Source organism: Bacteroides sp. f07, assembly GCF_042854785.1.
In the GTDB taxonomy this organism is placed as follows: domain Bacteria; phylum Bacteroidota; class Bacteroidia; order Bacteroidales; family Bacteroidaceae; genus Bacteroides.
On sequence record NZ_BAABXI010000002.1, the window covers coordinates 759,752 to 781,640 of the forward strand.

General features: G+C 44.2%; 15 protein-coding genes. 7 read left to right on the forward strand and 8 right to left on the reverse strand.

Annotation, left to right across the window (positions count from 1 at the left end; all coding sequences use genetic code 11):
• Positions 1-19 precede the first annotated feature (19 nt).
• Together ACGHVY_RS17900 and ACGHVY_RS17905 are read right to left on the reverse strand one after the other, a co-directional pair.
• On the reverse strand, positions 20-715 hold the full coding sequence (locus ACGHVY_RS17900) for an LrgB family protein (protein ID WP_167961770.1): 696 nt from the start codon (positions 713-715) through the stop codon (positions 20-22).
• A 9-nt stretch (positions 716-724) separates the two neighbouring features.
• Complete coding sequence (locus tag ACGHVY_RS17905) at positions 725-1,156, reverse strand: CidA/LrgA family protein (RefSeq protein ID WP_390600407.1); 432 nt, start codon at positions 1,154-1,156, stop codon at positions 725-727.
• Between the two features lie 197 nt (positions 1,157-1,353).
• Here ACGHVY_RS17905 and pta point away from each other — a divergent pair, with 197 nt between their 5' ends.
• The 7 genes from pta to ACGHVY_RS17940 all read left to right on the forward strand — a co-directional run bounded on the left by pta (position 1,354) and on the right by ACGHVY_RS17940 (position 9,502).
• On the forward strand, positions 1,354-2,373 hold the full coding sequence (gene pta, locus ACGHVY_RS17910; protein WP_390600410.1) for a phosphate acetyltransferase: 1,020 nt from the start codon (positions 1,354-1,356) through the stop codon (positions 2,371-2,373).
• Between the two features lie 39 nt (positions 2,374-2,412).
• Complete coding sequence (locus ACGHVY_RS17915) at positions 2,413-3,612, forward strand: acetate kinase (RefSeq protein ID WP_308746285.1); 1,200 nt, start codon at positions 2,413-2,415, stop codon at positions 3,610-3,612.
• Positions 3,613-3,749: 137 nt separating this feature from the next.
• Positions 3,750-4,739, forward strand: a complete 990-nt coding sequence (locus ACGHVY_RS17920) for a glycosyltransferase (RefSeq protein WP_390600412.1) — start codon at positions 3,750-3,752, stop codon at positions 4,737-4,739.
• A 96-nt stretch (positions 4,740-4,835) separates the two neighbouring features.
• Entirely contained in the window at positions 4,836-5,531 is a 696-nt protein-coding gene (radC, locus tag ACGHVY_RS17925) for a DNA repair protein RadC (RefSeq protein WP_390600415.1), read from the forward strand.
• Positions 5,532-5,573: 42 nt separating this feature from the next.
• The gene (locus ACGHVY_RS17930; RefSeq protein WP_390600417.1) at positions 5,574-8,213 is read left to right on the forward strand and encodes a glycoside hydrolase family 2 TIM barrel-domain containing protein; all 2,640 of its coding nucleotides are present in this window, start codon (positions 5,574-5,576) and stop codon (positions 8,211-8,213) included.
• Positions 8,214-8,373: 160 nt separating this feature from the next.
• A complete protein-coding gene (locus ACGHVY_RS17935; protein ID WP_022139307.1) occupies positions 8,374-8,685 on the forward strand; it encodes a metal-sulfur cluster assembly factor in 312 nt (103 codons plus the stop codon).
• Between the two features lie 52 nt (positions 8,686-8,737).
• Entirely contained in the window at positions 8,738-9,502 is a 765-nt protein-coding gene (locus ACGHVY_RS17940; RefSeq protein WP_308746289.1) for a UDP-2,3-diacylglucosamine diphosphatase, read from the forward strand.
• 304 nt (positions 9,503-9,806) lie between these two features.
• Here the strand turns inward: ACGHVY_RS17940 and ACGHVY_RS17945 are convergent, their stop codons facing one another.
• From ACGHVY_RS17945 to ACGHVY_RS17970, 6 genes are all read right to left on the reverse strand, one after another.
• The gene (locus ACGHVY_RS17945) at positions 9,807-12,188 is read right to left on the reverse strand and encodes an alpha-amylase family glycosyl hydrolase (protein WP_390600420.1); all 2,382 of its coding nucleotides are present in this window, start codon (positions 12,186-12,188) and stop codon (positions 9,807-9,809) included.
• Positions 12,189-12,205: 17 nt separating this feature from the next.
• Complete coding sequence (locus ACGHVY_RS17950) at positions 12,206-13,570, reverse strand: DUF5115 domain-containing protein (protein WP_390600423.1); 1,365 nt, start codon at positions 13,568-13,570, stop codon at positions 12,206-12,208.
• 23 nt (positions 13,571-13,593) lie between these two features.
• The gene (locus ACGHVY_RS17955; protein WP_390600426.1) at positions 13,594-14,742 is read right to left on the reverse strand and encodes a SusE domain-containing protein; all 1,149 of its coding nucleotides are present in this window, start codon (positions 14,740-14,742) and stop codon (positions 13,594-13,596) included.
• A gap of 38 nt (positions 14,743-14,780) precedes the next feature.
• The gene (locus ACGHVY_RS17960; protein WP_390600429.1) at positions 14,781-16,379 is read right to left on the reverse strand and encodes a RagB/SusD family nutrient uptake outer membrane protein; all 1,599 of its coding nucleotides are present in this window, start codon (positions 16,377-16,379) and stop codon (positions 14,781-14,783) included.
• Positions 16,380-16,399: 20 nt separating this feature from the next.
• Positions 16,400-19,423 carry a SusC/RagA family TonB-linked outer membrane protein gene (locus ACGHVY_RS17965; RefSeq protein ID WP_390600432.1) on the reverse strand — a complete coding sequence of 1,008 codons (3,024 nt, stop codon included), beginning with the start codon at positions 19,421-19,423 and terminating at the stop codon, positions 16,400-16,402.
• Positions 19,424-19,511: 88 nt separating this feature from the next.
• Positions 19,512-21,722 carry a glycoside hydrolase family 97 protein gene (locus ACGHVY_RS17970; RefSeq protein WP_390600434.1) on the reverse strand — a complete coding sequence of 737 codons (2,211 nt, stop codon included), beginning with the start codon at positions 21,720-21,722 and terminating at the stop codon, positions 19,512-19,514.
• Between the last annotated feature and the right edge of the window lie 167 nt (positions 21,723-21,889).

Sequence of the window (21,889 nt, forward strand, 5' to 3'; positions counted from 1 at the left end):
AAATCGGGCGATTTTGTTTTTACAGAATGCCTAATAATCGAAGGATGGTGGGTGTTAGCAATGCGGTGAATATTCCGTTCAGTGTCAATCCCAGACTGGCGTATGCTCCGTATTTGCTGCTGACGTCCATTGCAGTCGAGGTTCCGACCGCATGAGCGGCTGTCCCCATAGATAGTCCTTGGGCAATGGGACTGCCTACACGCATTATCTGCATCGTTTTGAAACCGCAGATAGCTCCCAATAATCCGACAGCTACCACAACTGCCGCCGTCAGTGACGGAATTCCTCCGATGGCTTTCGTCACTTCCATTGCAATCGGGGTAGTCACAGATTTGGGAGCGAGAGACAGAATTACTTCTTGTGAGGCTCCCATGAATTTAGCAATCAGCACTACCGAAATAACTCCGACAATGCATCCTGCCAATTGCGACAGGAGAATCGGCAATAACTGCTTCTTAATCATTTCCAACTGAAGATATAAAGGTACGCCCAAGGCAACCACAGCCGGGCGCAGCCAGAATTCGATAAGATGTCCTCCTTTATTATAAGTCTCATAAGAGATACCGGTCATTTTAAGGAAGATAATAAGAACGGCGATAGTCAGTAATATCGGGTTTAGTAATACTAACCCTGTTTTCTTCTGAAGCAACTTGGCAAAGAAGAAAACCCCGAAGGTGATAGCTAACAGAAAGAAATTATTTTCTAGGAAACTCATTTGTCTTTATCAGTTAAGTTGTTTTTTTTCTTTACGGTGAAGTCTTTCCGGCAGATGGAAATCTGTGAGGTGCAGTTTGCGTGCCAGCTTGATTTGGTGTGCCAATCTGAACTTGCGGACAATTTGGTGAACCCATCCCGTGACAACCAGCACAAGGGCGGTACTAACAATCGTCGCTATCACTATCGGCCAGAATTCTACCGCAATAACATCGAAGTATAACATAAGCGCCACTCCGGGCGGAACAAAAAAGAAACCTAAGTTAGCTACCAGAAAGTCGGACAATCCTTGCACCCAATGCAGTTTAATCCAACCTAATTTCAGAAAGAGGGTGAGCAGCAGCATACCGATGATGCTGGAGGGGAGCTTGATACCCGTAAGATAAACTATCAATTCACCCAAAGCCAAACAGCCGAATAAAATGGCACACTGACGTATCATATACTAATTACCTATTGATTTGGTTTGAAAACGATGCAAAGGTATGAAAAATAGGAGTACAGTGTTAAATATTATAATATTTTAGACTTGGGGCTAAAAAACGAACGAATTTGTAATGTGGATATTGCAAAATTGAGTACTTTTGCACCGCAAATAACAAATCGTAAGTAGGTTTTATAATAATATTCAATATATCTATGCTCAATTTAATCAACCAAATCGTTGAACGCGCGAAAGCAAACCGCCAACGTATTGTTCTTCCCGAAGGAACTGAAGAACGCACATTGAAAGCTGCCAATCAGATTTTGACAGACGAAGTAGCCGACCTTATTTTATTAGGAAATCCGGCTGAAATCAATGAACTTGCTACAAAATGGGGACTGGGAAATATCAGTAAAGCTACTATCATTGACCCTGAGACTTCTCCGAAACATGAAGAGTATGCACAATTGCTGTGTGAACTTCGCAAGAAGAAAGGAATGACTATCGAAGAGGCCCGCAAATTGACGAACGATCCTTTGTTCTTTGGTTGTTTAATGATGAAGAGCGGCGATGCTGACGGTCAGTTGGCGGGTGCCCGTAACACTACCGGCAATGTATTGCGTCCTGCTTTACAGATTATCAAGACAGCTCCGGGTATCACTTGCGTGTCAGGTGCTATGCTGTTGTTGACTCATGCTCCCGAATACGGCAAGAATGGAATTCTGGTAATGGGTGACGTAGCTGTGACTCCGGTTCCTGATGCTAACCAATTGGCTCAGATTGCTGTTTGTACAGCTCAGACTGCAAAGGCTGTTGCCGGAATCGAAAATCCGAAAGTGGCTATGTTGAGCTTCTCAACGAAAGGCTCTGCCAAACACGAAGTTGTTGACAAAGTGGTAGAAGCAACTAAGATTGCCAAGGAAATGGCTCCGACTCTTGATTTGGATGGCGAACTACAGGCGGATGCCGCTCTTGTTCCTGAAGTGGGTACAAGCAAAGCTCCGGGTTCTCCTGTAGCCGGAAAGGCAAACGTACTGATTGTTCCGAGTCTGGAAGTGGGTAACATCTCTTATAAATTAGTTCAACGCCTGGGACATGCTGACGCTATCGGTCCGATTCTTCAAGGTATCGCTTGTCCGGTAAACGACCTGTCTCGCGGCTGTTCTATCGAAGATGTATATCGCATGATTGCTATCACAGCCAATCAGGCCATTGCTGCAAAAGCAAACAAGTAACTACAAGTATTAGGTATAAAGTATTAAATCGACAACGGTATGAAAATTCTGGTATTGAACTGCGGAAGTTCATCTATTAAATATAAATTGTTCGATATGACCACTAAAGAGGTGATTGCTCAAGGTGGTATCGAAAAAATCGGCCTGAAAGGCTCGTTCCTGAAACTGACCTTGCCGAACGGCGAAAAGAAAATCCTCGAAAAAGATATTCCTGAACATACAGTAGGTGTGGAATTTATCCTGAATACATTGATTAGCCCTGAATATGGAGCTATCAAGTCTTTGGATGAAATCAATGCGGTAGGTCACCGTATGGTGCACGGCGGCGAACGTTTCAGCGAATCTGTATTGCTGAGCAAGGAAGTTCTGGAGGCTTTCGCTGCTTGCAATGACCTGGCTCCGCTTCACAACCCTGCCAACCTGAAAGGTGTGAATGCAGTTTCTGCTATTCTTCCTGACATTCCTCAGGTGGGCGTATTTGATACGGCTTTCCACCAGACAATGCCGGATTACGCATATATGTACGCTATTCCTTACGAATTGTACGAGAAATATGGTGTACGCCGTTACGGCTTCCACGGAACTTCTCACCGTTATGTTTCAAAACGTGTATGTGAATTCCTGGGTGTAAATCCGGAAGGAAAGAAAATCATCACTTGCCACATCGGTAATGGTGGTTCTATTGCTGCTATCAAAGATGGTAAGTGTATGGATACTACTATGGGATTGACCCCGTTGGAAGGTTTGATGATGGGTACTCGTAGTGGTGACATCGATGCCGGCGCGGTGACATTCATCATGGAAAAAGAAGGTTTGAATACAACCGGTGTTTCCAACCTTTTAAATAAGAAGAGCGGTGTATTGGGTATATCCGGTGTGTCAAGCGATATGCGTGAACTGTTGGCTGCTTGTGCTGCCGGTAATGAGAAGGCAATCCTTGCAGAAAAAATGTACTACTACCGTATCAAAAAATACATCGGTGCTTATGCTGCTGCATTAGGTGGTGTAGATATCATTCTGTTCACAGGTGGTGTTGGTGAGAACCAGATGGAATGCCGTCGTGAGGTTTGTAAGGATATGGAATTTATGGGTATCGAACTCGATAACGACGTGAATGCGAAGGTTCGCGGTGAAGAAGCTATCATTTCTACTCCTGCTTCTAAAGTGAAGGTAGTAGTGATTCCGACAGACGAAGAGTTGTTGATTGCTTCGGATACAATGGATATTCTGAAGAAGTAATAAATAGACTTTTATATAGGATAGGGCGGCTCCTCATGGTGCCGCCTTTTTTAATGTATAGAAATTCATCATTCTTTTATAAGTATCAGTTTTTTTGCTTTACTTTGCAGGTCAAATAGTTATATCCCGTTTTTATCATGCGTTACTCCGTCATAATCCCCGTTTACAATCGTCCCGATGAAGTGGACGAGTTATTACAAAGTCTCACTGTACAGCACTTTAAAGATTTTGAAGTCGTTGTAGTGGAAGATGGTTCTTCCATTCCCTGTAAAGAAGTGACAGAACGATATACAGACCGGCTGGACATCAAATACTTCTCTAAGCCCAATTCGGGACCGGGACAGACCCGTAATTACGGAGCCGAACGCAGTGAAGGGGAATACCTTATTATATTAGATTCTGATGTAATTCTACCCGAAGGATATTTTGATGCCGTAGAGGCGGAGCTTCTCACTTCTCCCGCTGATGCTTTCGGCGGTCCCGACCGCGCGCATGATTCTTTTACGGATATTCAGAAAGCGATTAACTATTCCATGACCTCTTTCTTCACGACCGGAGGTATTCGTGGCGGAAAAAAGAAAATGGATAAATTCTATCCCCGTAGCTTTAATATGGGAGTGCGTCGCAAAGTGTACGAAGCTTTGGGAGGTTTTTCCAAGATGCGTTTTGGCGAGGATATTGATTTTAGTATCCGTATCTTTAAGAATGGCTATACTTGCCGTCTTTTCCCGGATGCCTGGGTGTATCATAAACGTCGGACTGACCTGAAGAAGTTCTTCAAACAAGTGCACAACTCCGGCATTGCCCGTATCAACCTTTATAAGAAATACCCGGATTCTCTGAAACTGGTTCATTTGTTGCCTGCCGTATTTACGTTGGGAGTAGCGCTTCTACTGTTAGGAACTCCGTTTTGTCTTTTCAGTTTTACACCGATAATGCTCTATGCACTGTTGGTATGCATTGATTCTACTATTCAGAATAAGAGCCTGCCTATCGGCATTTATTCCATTGCATCCGCATTTATCCAGCTTATCGGCTATGGAACAGGCTTTTGGCGTGCATGGTGGCAGCGTTGTGTAAGAGGAAAAGATGAGTTCGAGGCTTTCCAAAAGAATTTTTATAAGTAATCAAATTCTTATTTGCCTGTTGTCATTCTTTTTTTGCTTAAAAGGGAAGTGATTTTATTTTAAAAGTCCTACCTTTACACTCCCAAATTAAAGATTATGGAAAGTAAACACAAACTATCCATCAACCAGTGGGCACTGGAAGACCGCCCGCGGGAAAAAATGATGGAGAAGGGAGCAGCCGCATTGAGTGATGCCGAACTACTCGCTATATTAATCGGCTCCGGAAATACGGAAGAGAGTGCTGTCGAACTGATGAGACGCCTGCTCCTGTCTTGTGATAATAACCTGAATTCTCTGGCGAAGTGGGAAGTGTGCGACTATTCCAGTTTTAAAGGGATGGGCCCTGCAAAGAGTATAACAGTTATGGCGGCTCTTGAATTAGGCAAGCGACGAAAGTTGCAAAGTATTCAGGAAAGGCTTCGGATTACTTGTTCAAAAGATATCTACGAGATTTTTCAACCGATTATGTGCGACCTGGAACAGGAAGAATTCTGGGTTTTATTATTGAATCAGGCGACGAAACTGATTGATAAGATACGTATAAGTACCGGCGGCATAGACGGTACTTATACCGATGTACGTACCATTCTTCGGGAAGCATTGCTGCAAAGAGCTACACAAATAGCCGTGGTACACAATCATCCTTCCGGCAATATTCATCCCAGTCAACCTGACAAGACCTTGACAGAACATATCCGCAAAGCGGCGGATACAATGAATATTCATCTGATAGACCATGTGATAGTCTGTGAAGAAGGCTTTTACAGCTTTGCGGATGAAGGATTGCTCTGAAATACAATAGGCCAAGACTTTAATAAATTAAGTGATTATAGTATGAAACGAATCTCAGTCAGTTTAATGTTTTTATTACTGGTTTTCATGGCATACGCCTACGAACCGGAATTCTCGACTGCCGGCTTTTTCCGATTGCCGGATACGGGACGTGACGTATATTCGATGAATCCCGCCTGGCGTTTTCATAAAGGAAGCGCCGTCGGTGCCGAAGCGAAAGAGTTTAATGACAAAGCCTGGCAGGTAGTCTCTTTGCCGAATGGCATTGAGTATCTTCCCACTGAAGCCAGTGGTTGCATCAACTATCAGGGAGAGATTTGGTACCGGAAACATTTCACTCCGGCAGATGTCTTGAAAGGGAAGAAACTGTTTTTGCATTTTGAAGCCATTATGGGCAAAAGCAAAATCTACGTGAATGGTAATTTGCTGGCAGAGCATTTTGGTGGCTACCTTCCTGTATCGGTTGATGTGACAAATGCGTTAAACTGGGGGGAAGATAATGTAATAGCCGTATGGGCTGACAATAGCGATGACCCTACTTATGCTCCGGGAAAACCGCAGGACGTATTGGATTACACATACTTTGGCGGTATCTATCGTGACTGCTGGCTGATTGCGCACAATCATGTGTTTATCACCGACCCGAATTATGAGAATGAAACAGCCGGTGGCGGATTATTTGTCGCTTTTGACAATGTTTCGGAGCAATCGGCGGATATTCTGTTGAAAGCGCATATACGTAATGATAATACACGGAGCTTTACCGGAAACATCACTTATTCGTTAGTCGACCGTGACGGTAAGGAGGTGGCATCATCGGATATGAAGCTAAGTATTCGTAAAGGTGCTGCGATAAGCCGTAATGGAAAGATGAAAGTGGAACAACCTCATTTGTGGACTCCTTCGTCACCCTATCTGTATAATCTGTATATCCGTATTTATGATAAGAACGGGAATGTCGTAGACGGTTATCGCCGCCGTATCGGCATCCGCAGCATCGAATTCAAAGGAAAAGACGGTTTCTGGCTGAACGGAAAACCGTATGGAAAGCCATTGATAGGTGCTAATCGACATCAGGATTTTGCAGTAGTAGGAAATGCGGTGGCCAACAGTATTCACTGGCGTGATGCGAAGAAGCTGAAAGACTTGGGACTGGAAGTGATTCGTAACGCGCATTGTCCGCAAGACCCGGCATTTATGGATGCTTGCGACGAACTCGGTCTGTTTGTTATAGTGAATACTCCCGGATGGCAGTTCTGGAATGATGAACCGATTTTTGCGAAACGGGTGTATAATGATATTCGTAATCTGGTTCGCCGTGACCGTAACCATCCTTGTGTATGGCTGTGGGAACCCATTCTGAACGAGACATGGTATCCGGAAGACTTTGCCGGGCGTGCGAAGGGAGTCGTTGATGAGGAATATCCTTATCCGTCTTGTTATTCGGGGTGTGATGCGCAAGCCAAAGGAGCGCAATATTTCCCGGTTCAGTTCAGTCATCCGATGGAAGTGTCGAAACGTGACCCTAAGATTACTTACTTTACCCGTGAATGGGGCGATAATGTGGATGACTGGAGTGCTCACAACTCTCCCAGCCGTACAGCCCGTAACTGGGGTGAACAGCCCATGCTGATACAAGCTGCGCATTATGCTTCTCCTTATTACGATTATACTTGTTATGATGCCTTGTATAAGGAATCTCCGTGGCACGTGGGCGGTTGCCTGTGGCATTCGTTCGACCACCAGCGCGGTTATCATCCCGACCCTTTCTATGGGGGAGTGATGGACGTATTCCGCCAGCCGAAATATTCTTATTATATGTTTAAGGCGCAACGTCCGGCTGAGGCTTCCGACGGTTTGGCAGAAAGCGGCCCGATGGTATATATTGCTCATGAGATGACACCGTTTTCTAACAGGGACGTAACAGTCTATTCAAATTGTGATGAGGTGCGCTTGACGGTTAATAAAGGCGGAAAGGTATATACATATAAGAAAGATAAGGCACGGAAAGGAATGCCTTCTCCGGTTATCACTTTCCCGGGTGTATTCGATTTTATGACGGACAAGAAGTTAACCCGCGAGCAACATGGGGAAGATGTTTACATGCTGGCGGAAGGGCTTATGGATGGTAAGGTCGTGGCTACCCACAAAGTTCTGCCGGCTCGCCGTGCCGAACAAATTCGCTTGAGGGTAGATAACGAAGGTGTAAACTTACGCGCTGATGGTTCCGACTTTGTAACTGTAATAGCCGAAGTTACCGATAAGAACGGTAATGTGAAGCGTCTGAACAACTATTATATCAAGTTTTTTGTGGAAGGTGAAGGGCGTATCCTTGGGGATGCCGCTGTAATGGCGAATCCCGCTCCTGTGAAATGGGGAAGTGCTCCGGTGCTGATTCAGTCTACCACGAAACCGGGCAAGATAAAGGTCAGAGCCAGTGTATTGTTCGAAGGCTCCCAAATGCCTGTAAGCGGAGAACTGGAACTGACTTCTTCTGCTCCCATGTATCCATTGGTATTTGATGCAGCGGAAGAGCGTCTAATCAAACAGGTGGAGTCCTCTTCGGTAGACAAAAAGAATGACGCAGAATTGGAATTGGAACGCCTGCGTCGTGAACTGAATGAACTGAAGCTGAAAGAGGTGGAACGCCAACAGACAGACTTTGGCGAAAAGAGGAATTGATACTCCTTTTGCAACAATTTGCCGTTCCGGTACGTTTTCTAATTAACCGGAGATAGAGAGTAATGTAATATTCTTTAGGCACGGGATACGCATTCCGTGCCTAATTTTTTGTCTTTCGTATTTTATCTCTATCTTTGCGATACATAATAAATAAGGACGTATGGAAAAGTTTGAAATAGAAGAAAAGATTGTAGCCATGCTAAAGACGGTGTACGACCCGGAAATTCCGGTAAACGTATATGACCTTGGACTGATTTATAAGATTGATGTCTCCGATAATGGGGAAGTGGTGCTTGACATGACACTGACAGCACCGAATTGTCCGGCTGCTGATTTTATCATGGAAGATATTCGTCAGAAAGTGGAATCAGTGGAAGGAGTGAACTCGGCTACCATTAACCTGGTGTTTGAACCGGAATGGGATAAGGATATGATGAGTGAAGAAGCAAAGCTCGAACTAGGCTTTCTTTAGTTATGAGTGATAATCTCATAACCAATCTCTTATAACTAATAACTCAAAACTTATGAAGAACGTTTATTTCCTCTCCGATGCCCATCTTGGCTCCCGTGCCATTGAGCATGGACGTACGCAAGAGCGACGTCTGGTGAACTTTCTCGATAGTATAAAGCATAAGGCTTCTGCTGTTTATTTACTGGGAGATATGTTCGATTTCTGGTATGAATTCCGGTTGGTGGTTCCTAAAGGTTATACCCGCTTTTTGGGGAAACTTTCCGAACTGACGGATATGGGAGTGGAAGTACATTTCTTTATTGGCAATCATGATATCTGGTGTGGAGATTATCTCACCAAAGAATGTGGCGTCATCATGCATCGTGAGCCGTTGACTACCGAAATTTATGGAAAAGAGTTCTATCTTGCTCATGGTGATGGATTGGGCGACCCGGACAAGAAGTTCAAATTGCTTCGTTCCATGTTCCACAGCAAAACATTACAGACACTATTTTCTGCCATTCATCCCCGTTGGAGTGTAGAACTGGGTTTGTCATGGGCGAAACGTAGCAGACAGAAACGGGCTGACGGAAAGGAACCGGACTATATGGGTGAGAATCAGGAACATCTGGTACTGTATACCAAAGAGTATTTGAAAAGCCATCCTAATATCAATTTCTTTATTTACGGGCATCGTCATATTGAACTGGATTTGATGTTAAGTGCCACTTCACGTGTGCTGATACTCGGAGACTGGATTAACTTCTTCTCTTATGCCGTATTCGACGGCGAGAACCTTTTTCTTGAAGAATATATAGAAGGCGAGACGCAAGTCTGAGGCGGATAGTTTCACCCCCGTTTGAAACAAAAAGTTCCAACCCGGTTTGAAACAAAAAGTTTCCCGGTGTGAAACAAATGGTTTCTCGGTGTGAAACACTTCGTTTCTCGGTGTGAAACAAACTGTTTCAAGGCATGAAACAACTAACTCGCTTAAACGGAAAAAGAGCTCATGCTTGAAGTGAAAAGTCTCTACCGATAAGAAATAATTAAAGCGATAAATCCCTGCTTCAGCACTGTGAAGCAGGGATTTATTACATTATCATAGGTTATCTTCTATGGTAGTTCTGGTAACAATCGCACAATTAATTATTTATTTGAAAACTAGTGTATAGTTTGAAGCTATTGGCAGGTATAGTAACAGACTGTGCATCACTGTTAGTTACATTCAATGTTTCGCCATTTAATTCATACCAATCTCCCGTGTTGCCAAAGTACACATTTGTATTAATCTGCTCATTCTTGAAATTACCTACTACAACCAATTTCTTTGTAGTGGATTCCAATCTTAGATAGCGACCTTTATCCCAATCGGAAACACTGACGTTCCAAGCTTTGAAAGCATCATTACTGAATAGCTCAGGATTATCATTGCGTAATTTCAGCAAAGTACTATAAGTGTCATATAAGCCTTTCCGATATTGTTCAGTGAAATAATCCCATTTCACAGGCTTGGCATCCGTATTCTTATCAGAACCCATTGTGCCATCGTATTTATACTTGATGGAATAATCATATCCGAGTTCGCCGAACTGCCAAATCATTTTCGGACCGGGAACGGTCAGGAAGAAGGCTGCATTTGTTTCCAGTTGTTTCATGCGGGTAGCAAGAGGTGCATCCTTAAGATTGCCAAAAGCGCCTTGCTCGTATGCAACTCTCTCTTCATCATGACTTTCCATATAATTGACCCATCCATCGGCAGGCATCCCGCTATTCCGCATGTACGAGAAGTCGGATTCACTGGATTCTCCCATTCCGGATTGACGATAGCTCTTATTCATGTTATGCCACAGCTTCATTCCTTTTTCAGCTAGGACTTTTTCTTCTGATATGTCACAGAAGTGTTCTAGAATCATTACGGCATTCGGGTTTGTAGCGTTTACAGCTTCATGGTAGGCTGCTAAAATATCAATACGGGACTGGTCGTAATTGCCGGATGAATTGGAATCACTAGGCTTTTGAGTAAATCCTTTGGTTAAGTCGAAACGAAAACCATCAAACTTATACTCTTCCAGCAAGAACTTCAAGTTACGTTTTACAAATTCACGTACGAGCGGTGATTCGTGGTTGAAGTCATGAAATACGCTGAATGGGTGCGGAGCGTCGACATTGAACCACGGATTGTTCTTGGCAGTCTTACTTTCTTTCGAATTCCAATAAAGTTTAGCAAATGGATGACTGCCTGTGGCATGGTTGTAGACTACATCCAACAATACTGCGATACCTTGCTTATGACATTCATCAATGAATTGCTTATATTCCTCCTTCGTTCCATATGCTTTGTCCATTGCAAAATAATAACATGGATTGTATCCCCAGCTATTATTCCCGTCGAATTCTTGTATTGGCATCAACTCAATCGCATTCACTCCCAAACTTTTGATGTAATCCAAATGCTTCGTAGCCTCTTTGATTGTACCGGTAGCAAGTTCGGAACCCGTTTGTGTGAAGTCACGGAACAGTAACTCATAAATAACCATATTGTCAGGATTCTCAATCTTGAAATCAGATACTTGCCAGTTGTAGGATGCCGGTTTCGTTTGGAATACAGAGACAATGCCTGTCGTCTTTCCATTCGGATACTGTATGGCACTAGCCGGATAAACTCCTTGTTCTACAAGATATTTATCGTTCGAGCCATCCAACACCTTTTCACAATAGGGGTCGCCAATACGAACGTTGCCGTCTTCTTCGCTACCCATATAATATTGGAAGCCATACTCTTTGGCGGGGTCAATGCCCGTAACGGTGTACCACCAGAAGTGTTTGTCATTATCACGCTTCATCTGATATTCAGTACTAAGTTCCCAATCATTGAAATCGCCAATCAGGCAGGCGTAATCCTTATAATTGTTATTCGTATCCAAATCGTACAGTGCGAAAGTCACAGACGTTCCGTCAGCCGATGGATGAATACCTGCTTCTTCAACCGGGCAGGCAGCTATCTCTACCGGAGCCGGTGTGAAAGTCTTGTCTCCGGTGACTGTGATAAAGAAGTCACTGGTTTTCTTTTCGTCAGTCAACGCTTCATCATTGCGGAAGAGGATGCAGACATTTTGAATGTTTGCTGCATTTTCCGGACCAAACCATTCGCGTACTGTCGGGGCAAGCGTAAAGCACCAAATATTATCCGCCACTTTCTCTGCCTTGTATTTATCTTCATTTACACCCCATTCCGTAGGAACATACATCCAGTCATTGATGCCGATGTGAACATATACATCGCCTTCGTATCCATACAAGTCGTCACCGGCTGCTGCTTTATACCAGATTTTTCCTTGCTTGTCGCCTTTGAATTTAGTAGGGTAATTATTAATTCCTTCTACCAATTCTTCGATAGACGGTTCGTGGTCCAGTTCGGGGATTTCCGGACCGGTGATTAACATCTCGTGATTTTCGTCGGAACATGCTACTATCGTGAATAGACAGAGCAACATCCAGAACATATGTCTTATATCTTTTTTCATAATGTATTTTCCATTTATTATTCTTTAATGAGGACTAGTCTACCGTTCAGATAGAATTTTATAGTATAGTTGCCGGTTACATCCATTACAATATTATCTCCTGTAAAAGGACTAGGTGCATCTAATGTTCCCCCGAAACTAATGCCAGAATCCCAATTGGAATTAACGCGGAGCTTAAATTCACCTGCTGTCATTTCCGTCTTTACAGTCCAACATTTTTCTGTTGCATCATAAGTTAATTCTTTACCGTTTTCCCATCCGCCTGTGGCTGTACCTATAATATCCATAGATGTCATTTCTGTTGCAGAGACGTATTTGTCGTCCAAATTGACTACAATGTAATAAATGCTCTGTGGTAAAGATAAGTTTCCACCATCATTTGTCATACCTTCTTTCGAGGTAAAATAGTCATATCCATAATCAAGTCCGCCATTCGAACCATCCGGCCAATAGGGCTGTGCGGTAAATTTAAAGCCACCGTTCAATTCCGACATTCCCCAATAAGCCTTGTTTCCTTCCGGCTTATATAAAGTCGGTGCTTGTGAAGGTGCCCATCCCTGATGATTTCCTGGCATCCATAAATAGGGTGCGTCCGTTGTCTTTTCAACTTTGTAAGTGCCTTCCATCATGTTGATGGAGATTTTAACTGATTTATAATCGCCGCCGGATATTTTTATTGGATTTGCCGTTTCTGATAAAACGAGATTGCCTTCTGAAGCATCATTATCAGCATCAGTTGTACCAAGTGATTTGCCAGAGTTGGATTTAATCAGGAAATAGGAATCTTTTGCACCAGTGTTATCTGTAATCAGAGCGGGAACTGTTGCTGTAAAGATAGAATTGGCATAAGGATCGCCACTTGTATTAACAAATGCTATATTTTGTTCCCAAGTCAGAGAGCCATTGATATAATAAGCACTTTCAATCACCGGTGCTTCCGGAGTAACTTTCAGTTCATAGCTTTCAGCCGGTGCTGCATATACTGTCTTTCCGACAGCCACGTATGCCGTTAATACTGCATTCATGGTACGTTCTACTGGACGGATACCATATATTTGCGCCACTGCATTCTGCAAATCTTCCGTTGCTACGTATCCTTTGTCGTCTACAGTTAAAGTCACTTTATTATCCAACTTCATTTTATAGGATAAAGTGGCTTCTTCTTCAACGGCAGGAACTGTAAATACGGCAACCGCTACGGATTCTTCCTCAACATTTCCCAGGTTAATCGGGTCTACACCTGTAGCCGTAAAAGTTATTTTGCCGGCAGCTTCTTCTTGTCCGTAAGACTGTGGGGAAGCTACCCCTTCATTAAAATCTTCGTTGCAGGCTGTTAGTGCGGCAGCCAGTAACACGGTTATATATATTGATAATTTTTTCATATCTATCTGCATTTAAGATTAATCTATTTTGCTTTGAAGTAATAGCACTCGTCCAGTTCGTTGAACAGTACGGTATAATCACCCGGTTTGCAACTGATGGTAGTGTCATCAACAAATGAGCCGAACGGGAATACCTCTCCGCCCCAAGTCTTGTCACCGGAAGTGAACTTGGCTTTGCAACTTGATGCGATTGTTATGTTGGCATACCATACATGTGAGTGCTCCATTGTTACCTTGGTCATGTCTACAGATTCCGAACCATAAGTCAATGTGACGGCATCATACTCTACCGGTTGAGTTTCAAAAGTAGTTGCTTTCATAGTCAGTTTATTCTCAATCGTATTCAAATGAAGCGTGTACCAACCTGCCGCATTCACTTTAATATTTTGAGAATTCTTATCATTCACCAGATTGGTGAAGCCTTCGCTATCGGCATTGCCCCATTGGTCGTCCCATGCACCGGGAGTAGCCACTACCTTAAATCCTTTATCTGCCGGAATATATCCTGTATACGTAAATTCTCCTTTACCCGTATTGGCGTCATACGCATATCCTTTTACCAGTGACATCGGGAAATAAGCGGTACCTGCTTCCATTGTCGGATTTCCCCAGGGAACTTCGCCGATGAAATCGCCCAGTAAATAATAAGTGACAGGAACGGCATCAGATATATCCATATAATAAGGTATAACTTTCAATTCTATCGAATTGGAATGTATAGGATAACCTTTATCTCCGATATGGGCGTACAAACGTACAAATACACTCATCGGTTCACCGTCATAATCATTCTCCGATGTCCAACCGGCGAGTTTTACGATAGCTTTATTCAACTCTTGGGTGTTGGCATCCACTTTGGCTGATGTAGATATGGAAGGTAGTGTCAGATAAGAGGCATCTGCTGTTTCCGTTTCGTCAGTCCATTTGTCTGTTAAATCCGCTTGCACGGTGTAAGTCACTACGGCAGGATAGCCGTAGTCCGGTTGCGTACACGTCAGCTCGATATTCTTGGATTGATTCAGGTCATAGACGTTGGACGTTGCATTGGCAGGAGTGTTCAATACAAAAGTAGTAGGTTCCTGTATGCTAGGATTCGAGTCCCTGTCATCCTCGCAGGCGGTCAGCAGGGCTGTCGCTACTAGTATGGACGTCAGTATATTTATTTTTTTCATATTACTCTGTTTATTTAAAAGTATAACTTCGGTCTGGTTTAATATTCCGGGTTTTGATCCAGATTTGTATTCGCATTGATATCATTGGCAGGAATAGGATAAATGTTGCGGAACTCTTTTATCTCAGTACCTTGCTTTTCTCCGCCTTTCCAATCCCAGTTATAGTCGGATTTTCCACCGAAATCGCCGAAGCGAACCAAATCAATGCGGCGGCGACCTTCAAACCAGAACTCACGCGCCCATTCGTCACGGATGTCCGTCAATGTATATGAAGCAGATTCGGCGGCGTTCGCACGCTTACGGATTTCACGCATAGCCTCTATTGTCTCCTGAGTAGAAACACCATTGTTTGCACGAATGCTGGCTTCTGCTACAATCAGGTAAGCTTCTGCCATACGAAGAAGAGGAATATCCATATCGGGATTGTCCGTATCGCTTGTCAGTCCGTTATCTGCACGGATGTTTGAGAATTTGGCGCATGCGAATCCGTCCGTAAAGCTCATGTTGTCTCCTGTCGACGTGCTTCTCTGTACTCCGCACATCAAAGCGCGGTCATCTTTTGCTGCCACTACCATCTGGTCTTCCAATACGGAAGGAGCATCATTTACGTTCGGGAAGAATTTGGCTACCATTGCCTGGCGACAATGCGGGCCGCCCCATCCTTGCTTGCTTCCCCAAGGATTCATGCCTGTGTCACTTTTGTGCGTACCTGCAATCAAGAACAGCGAACCACCCCAACTCTTGGTTCTCACACCATCCTGCAAAATCGGAAGTATCACTTCCTGTCTTGCCTTGTTGACATTGCTGCCATCATTATCGGCCATGAACAGGTGTTTGTAGACGGGAGCCAACTTATAGCCGGAACCAATCACCTTTTGGGCATATTCTTTGGCTTTTCCCCATTGAGGCGTGCCGGTATAGACTTCTGCGTTGAGATACATGCGTGCCAGCAATAACCAGGCGGCAGCACGGTCTACACGGCCATAAGTCGTTTGAAGCGGCTGTGCCAATGTGGCGGTGGCGTCGTCGCCGATTTCTTTCAACTCTTCTTCAATCTTCGCGAAGAGGTCCGCACGTTGGATTTGCTGAGGCTTCTCTGTCGATACTTTATCGCAATACGGAGGATTGCCGAACATATCCATCAGGTAGTAATTGTTCAAGGCACGGATAAAGCGTACTTCTGCACGCTGGCGTGTAGTTTCATCATCTGTCAGCCCTTCCGTTTGTTCCAGGAAGTAGTTGCACAAAGTGATGTCGAACGTCAGACGGTAATAGAGCCCTGTCACAATTTCATTGGAAGAACTCCAACTGCAATCGGCAATAGTAGCGACACCGGCATCGTTCCATGAATTGACAATCGCTTCATCTGTCATCAATTGGTTGGCACACCAAGTCATACGGTAGAAAGAGGAAGTACCTTCGTCGATGTCGTCCAAGTCACCACTTCCGTCGGGACCTTTCTGCCCTGTAAGTCCGAGGGTTCCGTATATCTTGTTAAAAACGCTCGCCTGGTCGAATGTCATCACGATGTTCGGGTCGATAGGAGTGGCGTCCAGGTCACCGATACATGAAGTCACGCTAACTGCCAGCAATAGTGAGGCAGCCGATAGTATTGATTTTATATATCTGAATTTCATAATTGGTATTTTTAGTAGGTTTAGAAATTAAGGCTTAAACCGATTAACGTAGTCAGAGGACGCGGATAAATATTGTTATCCAATCCCTTTTCCACTTCAGGGTCAAGTCCTTTGTATTTGGTGATAGTGAATACGTTCTGTACGGCTGCATATACGCGTCCGCCAATCGGAGCGCCGAACAACTTTTTAAACGAGTATCCCAAAGTGATGTTGTCACATTTCATGAAGGAAGCATTCTGCACGAAGTAATCGGACAACAAGGTGTTGTCTTTCAAGTTTTGGATATTATTTGCCACTCCCATCAACGGACGGTTGTTGAGTGCACCGAATGAATAGACAGAGGTCGGGTTGCAGTCGGAACCACCTGCTTCGACAGAGTTATACACATAGTTGTTCAGGCTGGCGCGCAGTGAGAAACTGAAATCCCATGACTTGTAAGAAAGACGTGAAGTAAGTCCCATAAGTACGTCGGCTGTCGGCTTTTTGTAGAAATAGCGGTCGTCACCATTGATCGTTCCGTCTCCGTTGCGGTCTACAAATTCGTTCTCGATAGGCTTTCCATTCTCGTCATACACTTGCTGGTAAACATAGAAGGAAGAAGCCGGATGTCCTACGGCGTGCGCCATTGCTTTCATATCACGTCCGCCACCGATATTGTCTCCGGCAGCAACATAATAATTTTCGCTATCTCCGGTAGTTAATTTGGTGATTTCGTTTTTGTTGTAAGTGATATTGAAGCCAAGGTCCCATGTCCAGTCGGTAGTTACAACAGGTTTTGCATTAATGGAGAATTCGATACCTGAATTTTCTAATGAACCGACGTTGGACAATACCTTATTTTTGAAGTTTGTTCCGGCAGAAACGAATACGCTGTTCAGCAAATCGGTGGTCTTGCGATAGTAATAATCTACGGCACCGTTGATGCGGTTGTTCAGGAATCCGAAGTCCAGACCTACATTGTAGGTGGTAGTCTTTTCCCATTTCAAGTCCGGGTTGTATGCATTCGGGCGGTAAGTAGCTCCTTCTCCCAGGATAGGATAGTAAGCACCGTCTTTGTTTGTCTCATAAACAGCCAGATACGGATAGTCTCCCGAATTGATATTCTGCTGACCGGTAATACCATAGCCAAGACGAAGTTTTAAATCGGAAAGCACATCAACGTCTTTCAGGAAAGCTTCCTCTTTCAATTTCCATCCCAAGGCAAAAGACGGGAACAATCCCCAACGGTTGTCTTTGTGGAAACGGGAAGAACCATCCTGGCGTACGGTTGCCGTAAACAGATAACGGTCCAGCAGTGTGTAATTGACACGACCGAAGAAAGATACAAGATAACTTTCCGTAGCCGAACCACTTGAGGTATTGTTGTAACGCTGACCTCTGTTCTCTACCACGTTGTTCGACAGCGGATAGAGTCCCCAATATTCTTGGTCGGACGTATCATGGAAGTGCTGCCATTCATAGCCTGCCATTACATCGAAACGATGCTTATCAGTAAAATCTTTGCTGTATTGCAGGTAAGCATTCAAAGAGAGGTTGTACTTGTCTTTCTGTTCCCAGCCATAGCTGCCATAATAGTTGTTGGTCGAAGAATAGGGAGAGACGTCCGTATATTGCTTACCCGTAGAGAGGTCCATGCCACCGTTCACGTGTGCGTGCAAGTCCGGCAAGAAATGAAACTTATAATCCAGTTCCAGATTACCGATTAAAGATTTGGAGATGGCACGGTCGTCCTTTTCTTCCAACAAGGCAACCGGATTACCCGGAGCATTGCCGTTGAAAGTACGTTTCCATGTGTCGTCATTCAAAGAAGAAGCGTCCGTATTCCATTGGAAATATCCGTCGAAATAATATTGATGGTAAGGATCGTCGGAGCGGACGGACTGTGTAGGGTCAAAGCTGACCGCAGAACCTACCGCGCTACCGTCAGCGTAGCGATTCTTGGCAATCATACCTTTCAGGTTGGCATTCACCTTCAGATGATCCTGAAAGAAAGAAGGGGCCAGGCTGACAGAAGCCGTATAACGTTCGAACTTGGATGTTTTCACAATACCGTTCTGGTTGGTATAACCGAACGATACACGGTAAGGCATATTCTTTAATCCACCGGAAATGGTGAGGTTATGGTCTGTACTTACGGCTGCGCGGAAGATTTCTTTCTGCCAGTCGGTGTTGGCATTTCCTAATTTGCTATAAGCTTCACTATCCTCTCCCCAGATGTCTTTGATGAAAGAACGGAACTGGTCTCCGTCCATTACGTCGACGGTAGATTTCACAGTGCTGACAGATACATTGCCGTCATAAGAAATTGTAGGACGTGCGCCTGCCTGACCTTTCTTCGTTGTGATGATGATAACGCCATTGGAAGCACGCGAACCGTAGATGGCGGTAGCCGAAGCATCTTTCAATACGGTAAAGCTTTCAATATCATTCGGATTGACCATAGACAGAGGATTGGCCAAACCTTTCACCCCTTTATTGTCCATTGCCAGACCGTCGATTACAATCAGCGGGTCGTTTTCCGCAGTCAGTGAGGAACCGCCACGAATACGAATCGTTGCGCCCTCGCCCGGAGCTCCGCCTTTGCTGACAACGCTTACACCGGCAATCTTTCCGGTCATCATGTCCTGTGCATTGGTAATCAAACCTTTGTTTAGTTTGTCCGGCTTGATGGCCGTAACCGAACCGGTCATATCGTTCTTTTTCACCGAGCCGTAGCCGATAACGACTACTGCGTCCAGTACTTGAGAATCATCTTCCAATGTAACCATTACAGTAGAAGCCGCTTTCACTTCTGCTGATTTATAGCCGACGAATGAAACGGAAAGAATAGCATCTTTCGGTACATTCAACATAAAGTTACCATCGAAATCAGTTATTGTTCCATTGGTTGTACCTTTCACCAGTACGTTAGCACCGATGACAGGCTCACCCGTTGTGTCTTTCACATGCCCCTTGACAGCTATTTGCTGAGCAAATGCTCCAATGGAAAGGAAGAGTCCCACCAATAATGTGAGCAGGGCTTTTAGTCTTAAGCTCTTTTTCATGTCTCTAATTTAAAGTTATTTTATCAAAATCAAATATATCTCTCTAAAAAATACCTACTGAAAACTATATTCTCTTCAATCTTATTCCCTAAAATTTCTTTAGTCCTTTTACTTCCGCTTTATCCTTTACTTCCTTGATACTGATGGCATAACCGCCACCGTTGGCAGCGCGCAAGTTCAGTTTGCTTTTGTTTGTCAGGATACCTTTTTTGATGGTATAAGCTTGCGGATTTTCTTTCCAGTCGGCATCTTTAGCATCCGCATAAACAGTGGCAATGTATTGTTTTCCCGGTGTGAGGAAGTCGAATACCAGTTTGGAAGTATGACCGTTCTCACCGGCTGTACAACCTACATACCAGTCGCCTGTACCTTTTGCCTTACGGGCGATAGTGATATATTCTCCCGGTTCTGCTTCCAGATAGTTTGTTTCGTCCCAGTCGATTGCCACGTCTTTGATAAATTGGAAAGCATCCATGAAACGTTCGTAGTTTTCAGGAATATCGGCAGCCATTTGCAGCGGGCTGTACATGGTCACGTACAAGGCTAACTGGCGGGCGATGGTAGAACGTACCTGTGAATTGTTTGCAGGATTCATCTTGTTGCAATGAGTTTCAAAGATTCCCGGAGTATAATCCATCGGGCCGCCAACCAGACGGGTGAAAGGAAGGATAGTAGTGTGATATACTTTATTTCCGCCGAATGATTCGTATTCGGTTCCGCGTGCGGATTCGTTACCGATTAAGTTAGGATACGTGCGGCAGATACCTGTCGGGCGGGTTGCTTCGTGAGCATTTACCATGATTTTGTAGTCGGCTGCTTTCGTCACTGCATACAGGTAGTGGTTGTTCATCCATTGTCCGTAGTGGTGTTCGCCGCGAGGAATGATATTGCCTACATAACCGCTCTTTACAGAATTGTAACCGTTGTCTACCATAAACTGGTAAGCCTTGTCCATATGGCGTTCGTAGTTGCGGACAGATGCGGAAGTTTCGTGGTGCATCATCATCTTGATACCTTTGCTTGCTGCGTAGCGATGCACTTCTTTTACATCGAAATCCGGATACGGAGTGACGAAGTCGAATACATAATCTTTGCTGTTGCCGAACCAGTCTTCCCAGCCTTCGTTCCAGCCTTCTACCAATACGGCATCGAATCCGTTGGCTGCTGCGAAGTCAATATAACGTTTTACATTGGCAGTGTTGGCAGAATGTTTGCCGTTAGGCTTTGTTTTAGAGTAATCCGTTTCGCCCAGTTTTACGCTGGTCAGTTCGTCGGTATAAGCCCATGAGCCTTTTCCGGTAATCATATCCCACCATACGCCGATATATTTCACCGGTTTCACCCATGAAGCGGCATCTGCGATTTTGCAAGGCTCGTTCAGGTTCAGAGTGATGCGGGATGCAAGAATGTTGCGGGCATTGTCGCTGACGATAACAGTACGCCACGGAGTATTGCAGGGAGTTTGCAGATAACCTTTGTCTCCTTTAGCGTCCGGAGTCAGCCAGGATTCGAATACCATATTCTTGTCGTCCAGGTTCAGGTGCATGCAAGAGTAATCGATAAGAGCGGCTTCGTGAAGATTGATATATAAACCGTCATCCGTTTTCATCATTAACGCAGTCTGTACGCCTGTCTGTGAGAAAGGAGTCTGGGAAGAGTTCGGAGTAATGGCTTCTTTCATCAAACCTCTGATTTCGGACAGGCGGGAGATGGTATAGTCGTATTCCTGAGTATCATAGTCGCCCGGTATCCAGTAAGCGATGTGGTCGCCTGCCATTGCAAACTGGGAATGTTCTTCTTTGATGACGAAGTAGTTCAGGGATTTCTGTTGCGGGAATTCATAGCGGAATCCTAAACCGTCATTGAACAAACGGAAACGGATAAGGATAGAACGGTCGTTCATGGGTTGATACAGCGTAGCTGCCAGCTCGTTATAATGATTGCGGATTTCTTTTTCTTCTCCCCATACCGGTTGCCAGGTTTCGTCGAATGTGGAAGTCTTTACGTCTTTCACTTCAAAACCGCTATAAAGATTAGTCTTTGAATCAAGTTTGGTCAAGTCCCTGCGGTCTACCCAGTCGAAATCGGTACGGGTATTATCTTCTTTCTTTAATTCCAGTCCCAGGGTACTGGGTTTGATTACCGTTTTGCCTTTATAAATCAAGTCGTACGTTGGAGCGCCTTCCTTGTTAAGCTGGAAGGTCATTACCAGATTTCCATCCGGTGAAGTCAGTTTCTGTTGTGCGTTCGCTATAAACGAGATACAGAGAAATGCGATGAGCAAAAGATTCTTTTTCATTTTATTTTTATGGTATTAAATTGTGAGCTAACTGATAATTTTATTCCTTTTGTTTCGGATATTGCAAATGTAGCGACCGTCTGAACTGAGTTTTCCAATTAGAATAAAAATACAAGTTAGTATAAACTTTATTGTTTTGATTTATAATTGAATAAGCATTCTGCGAA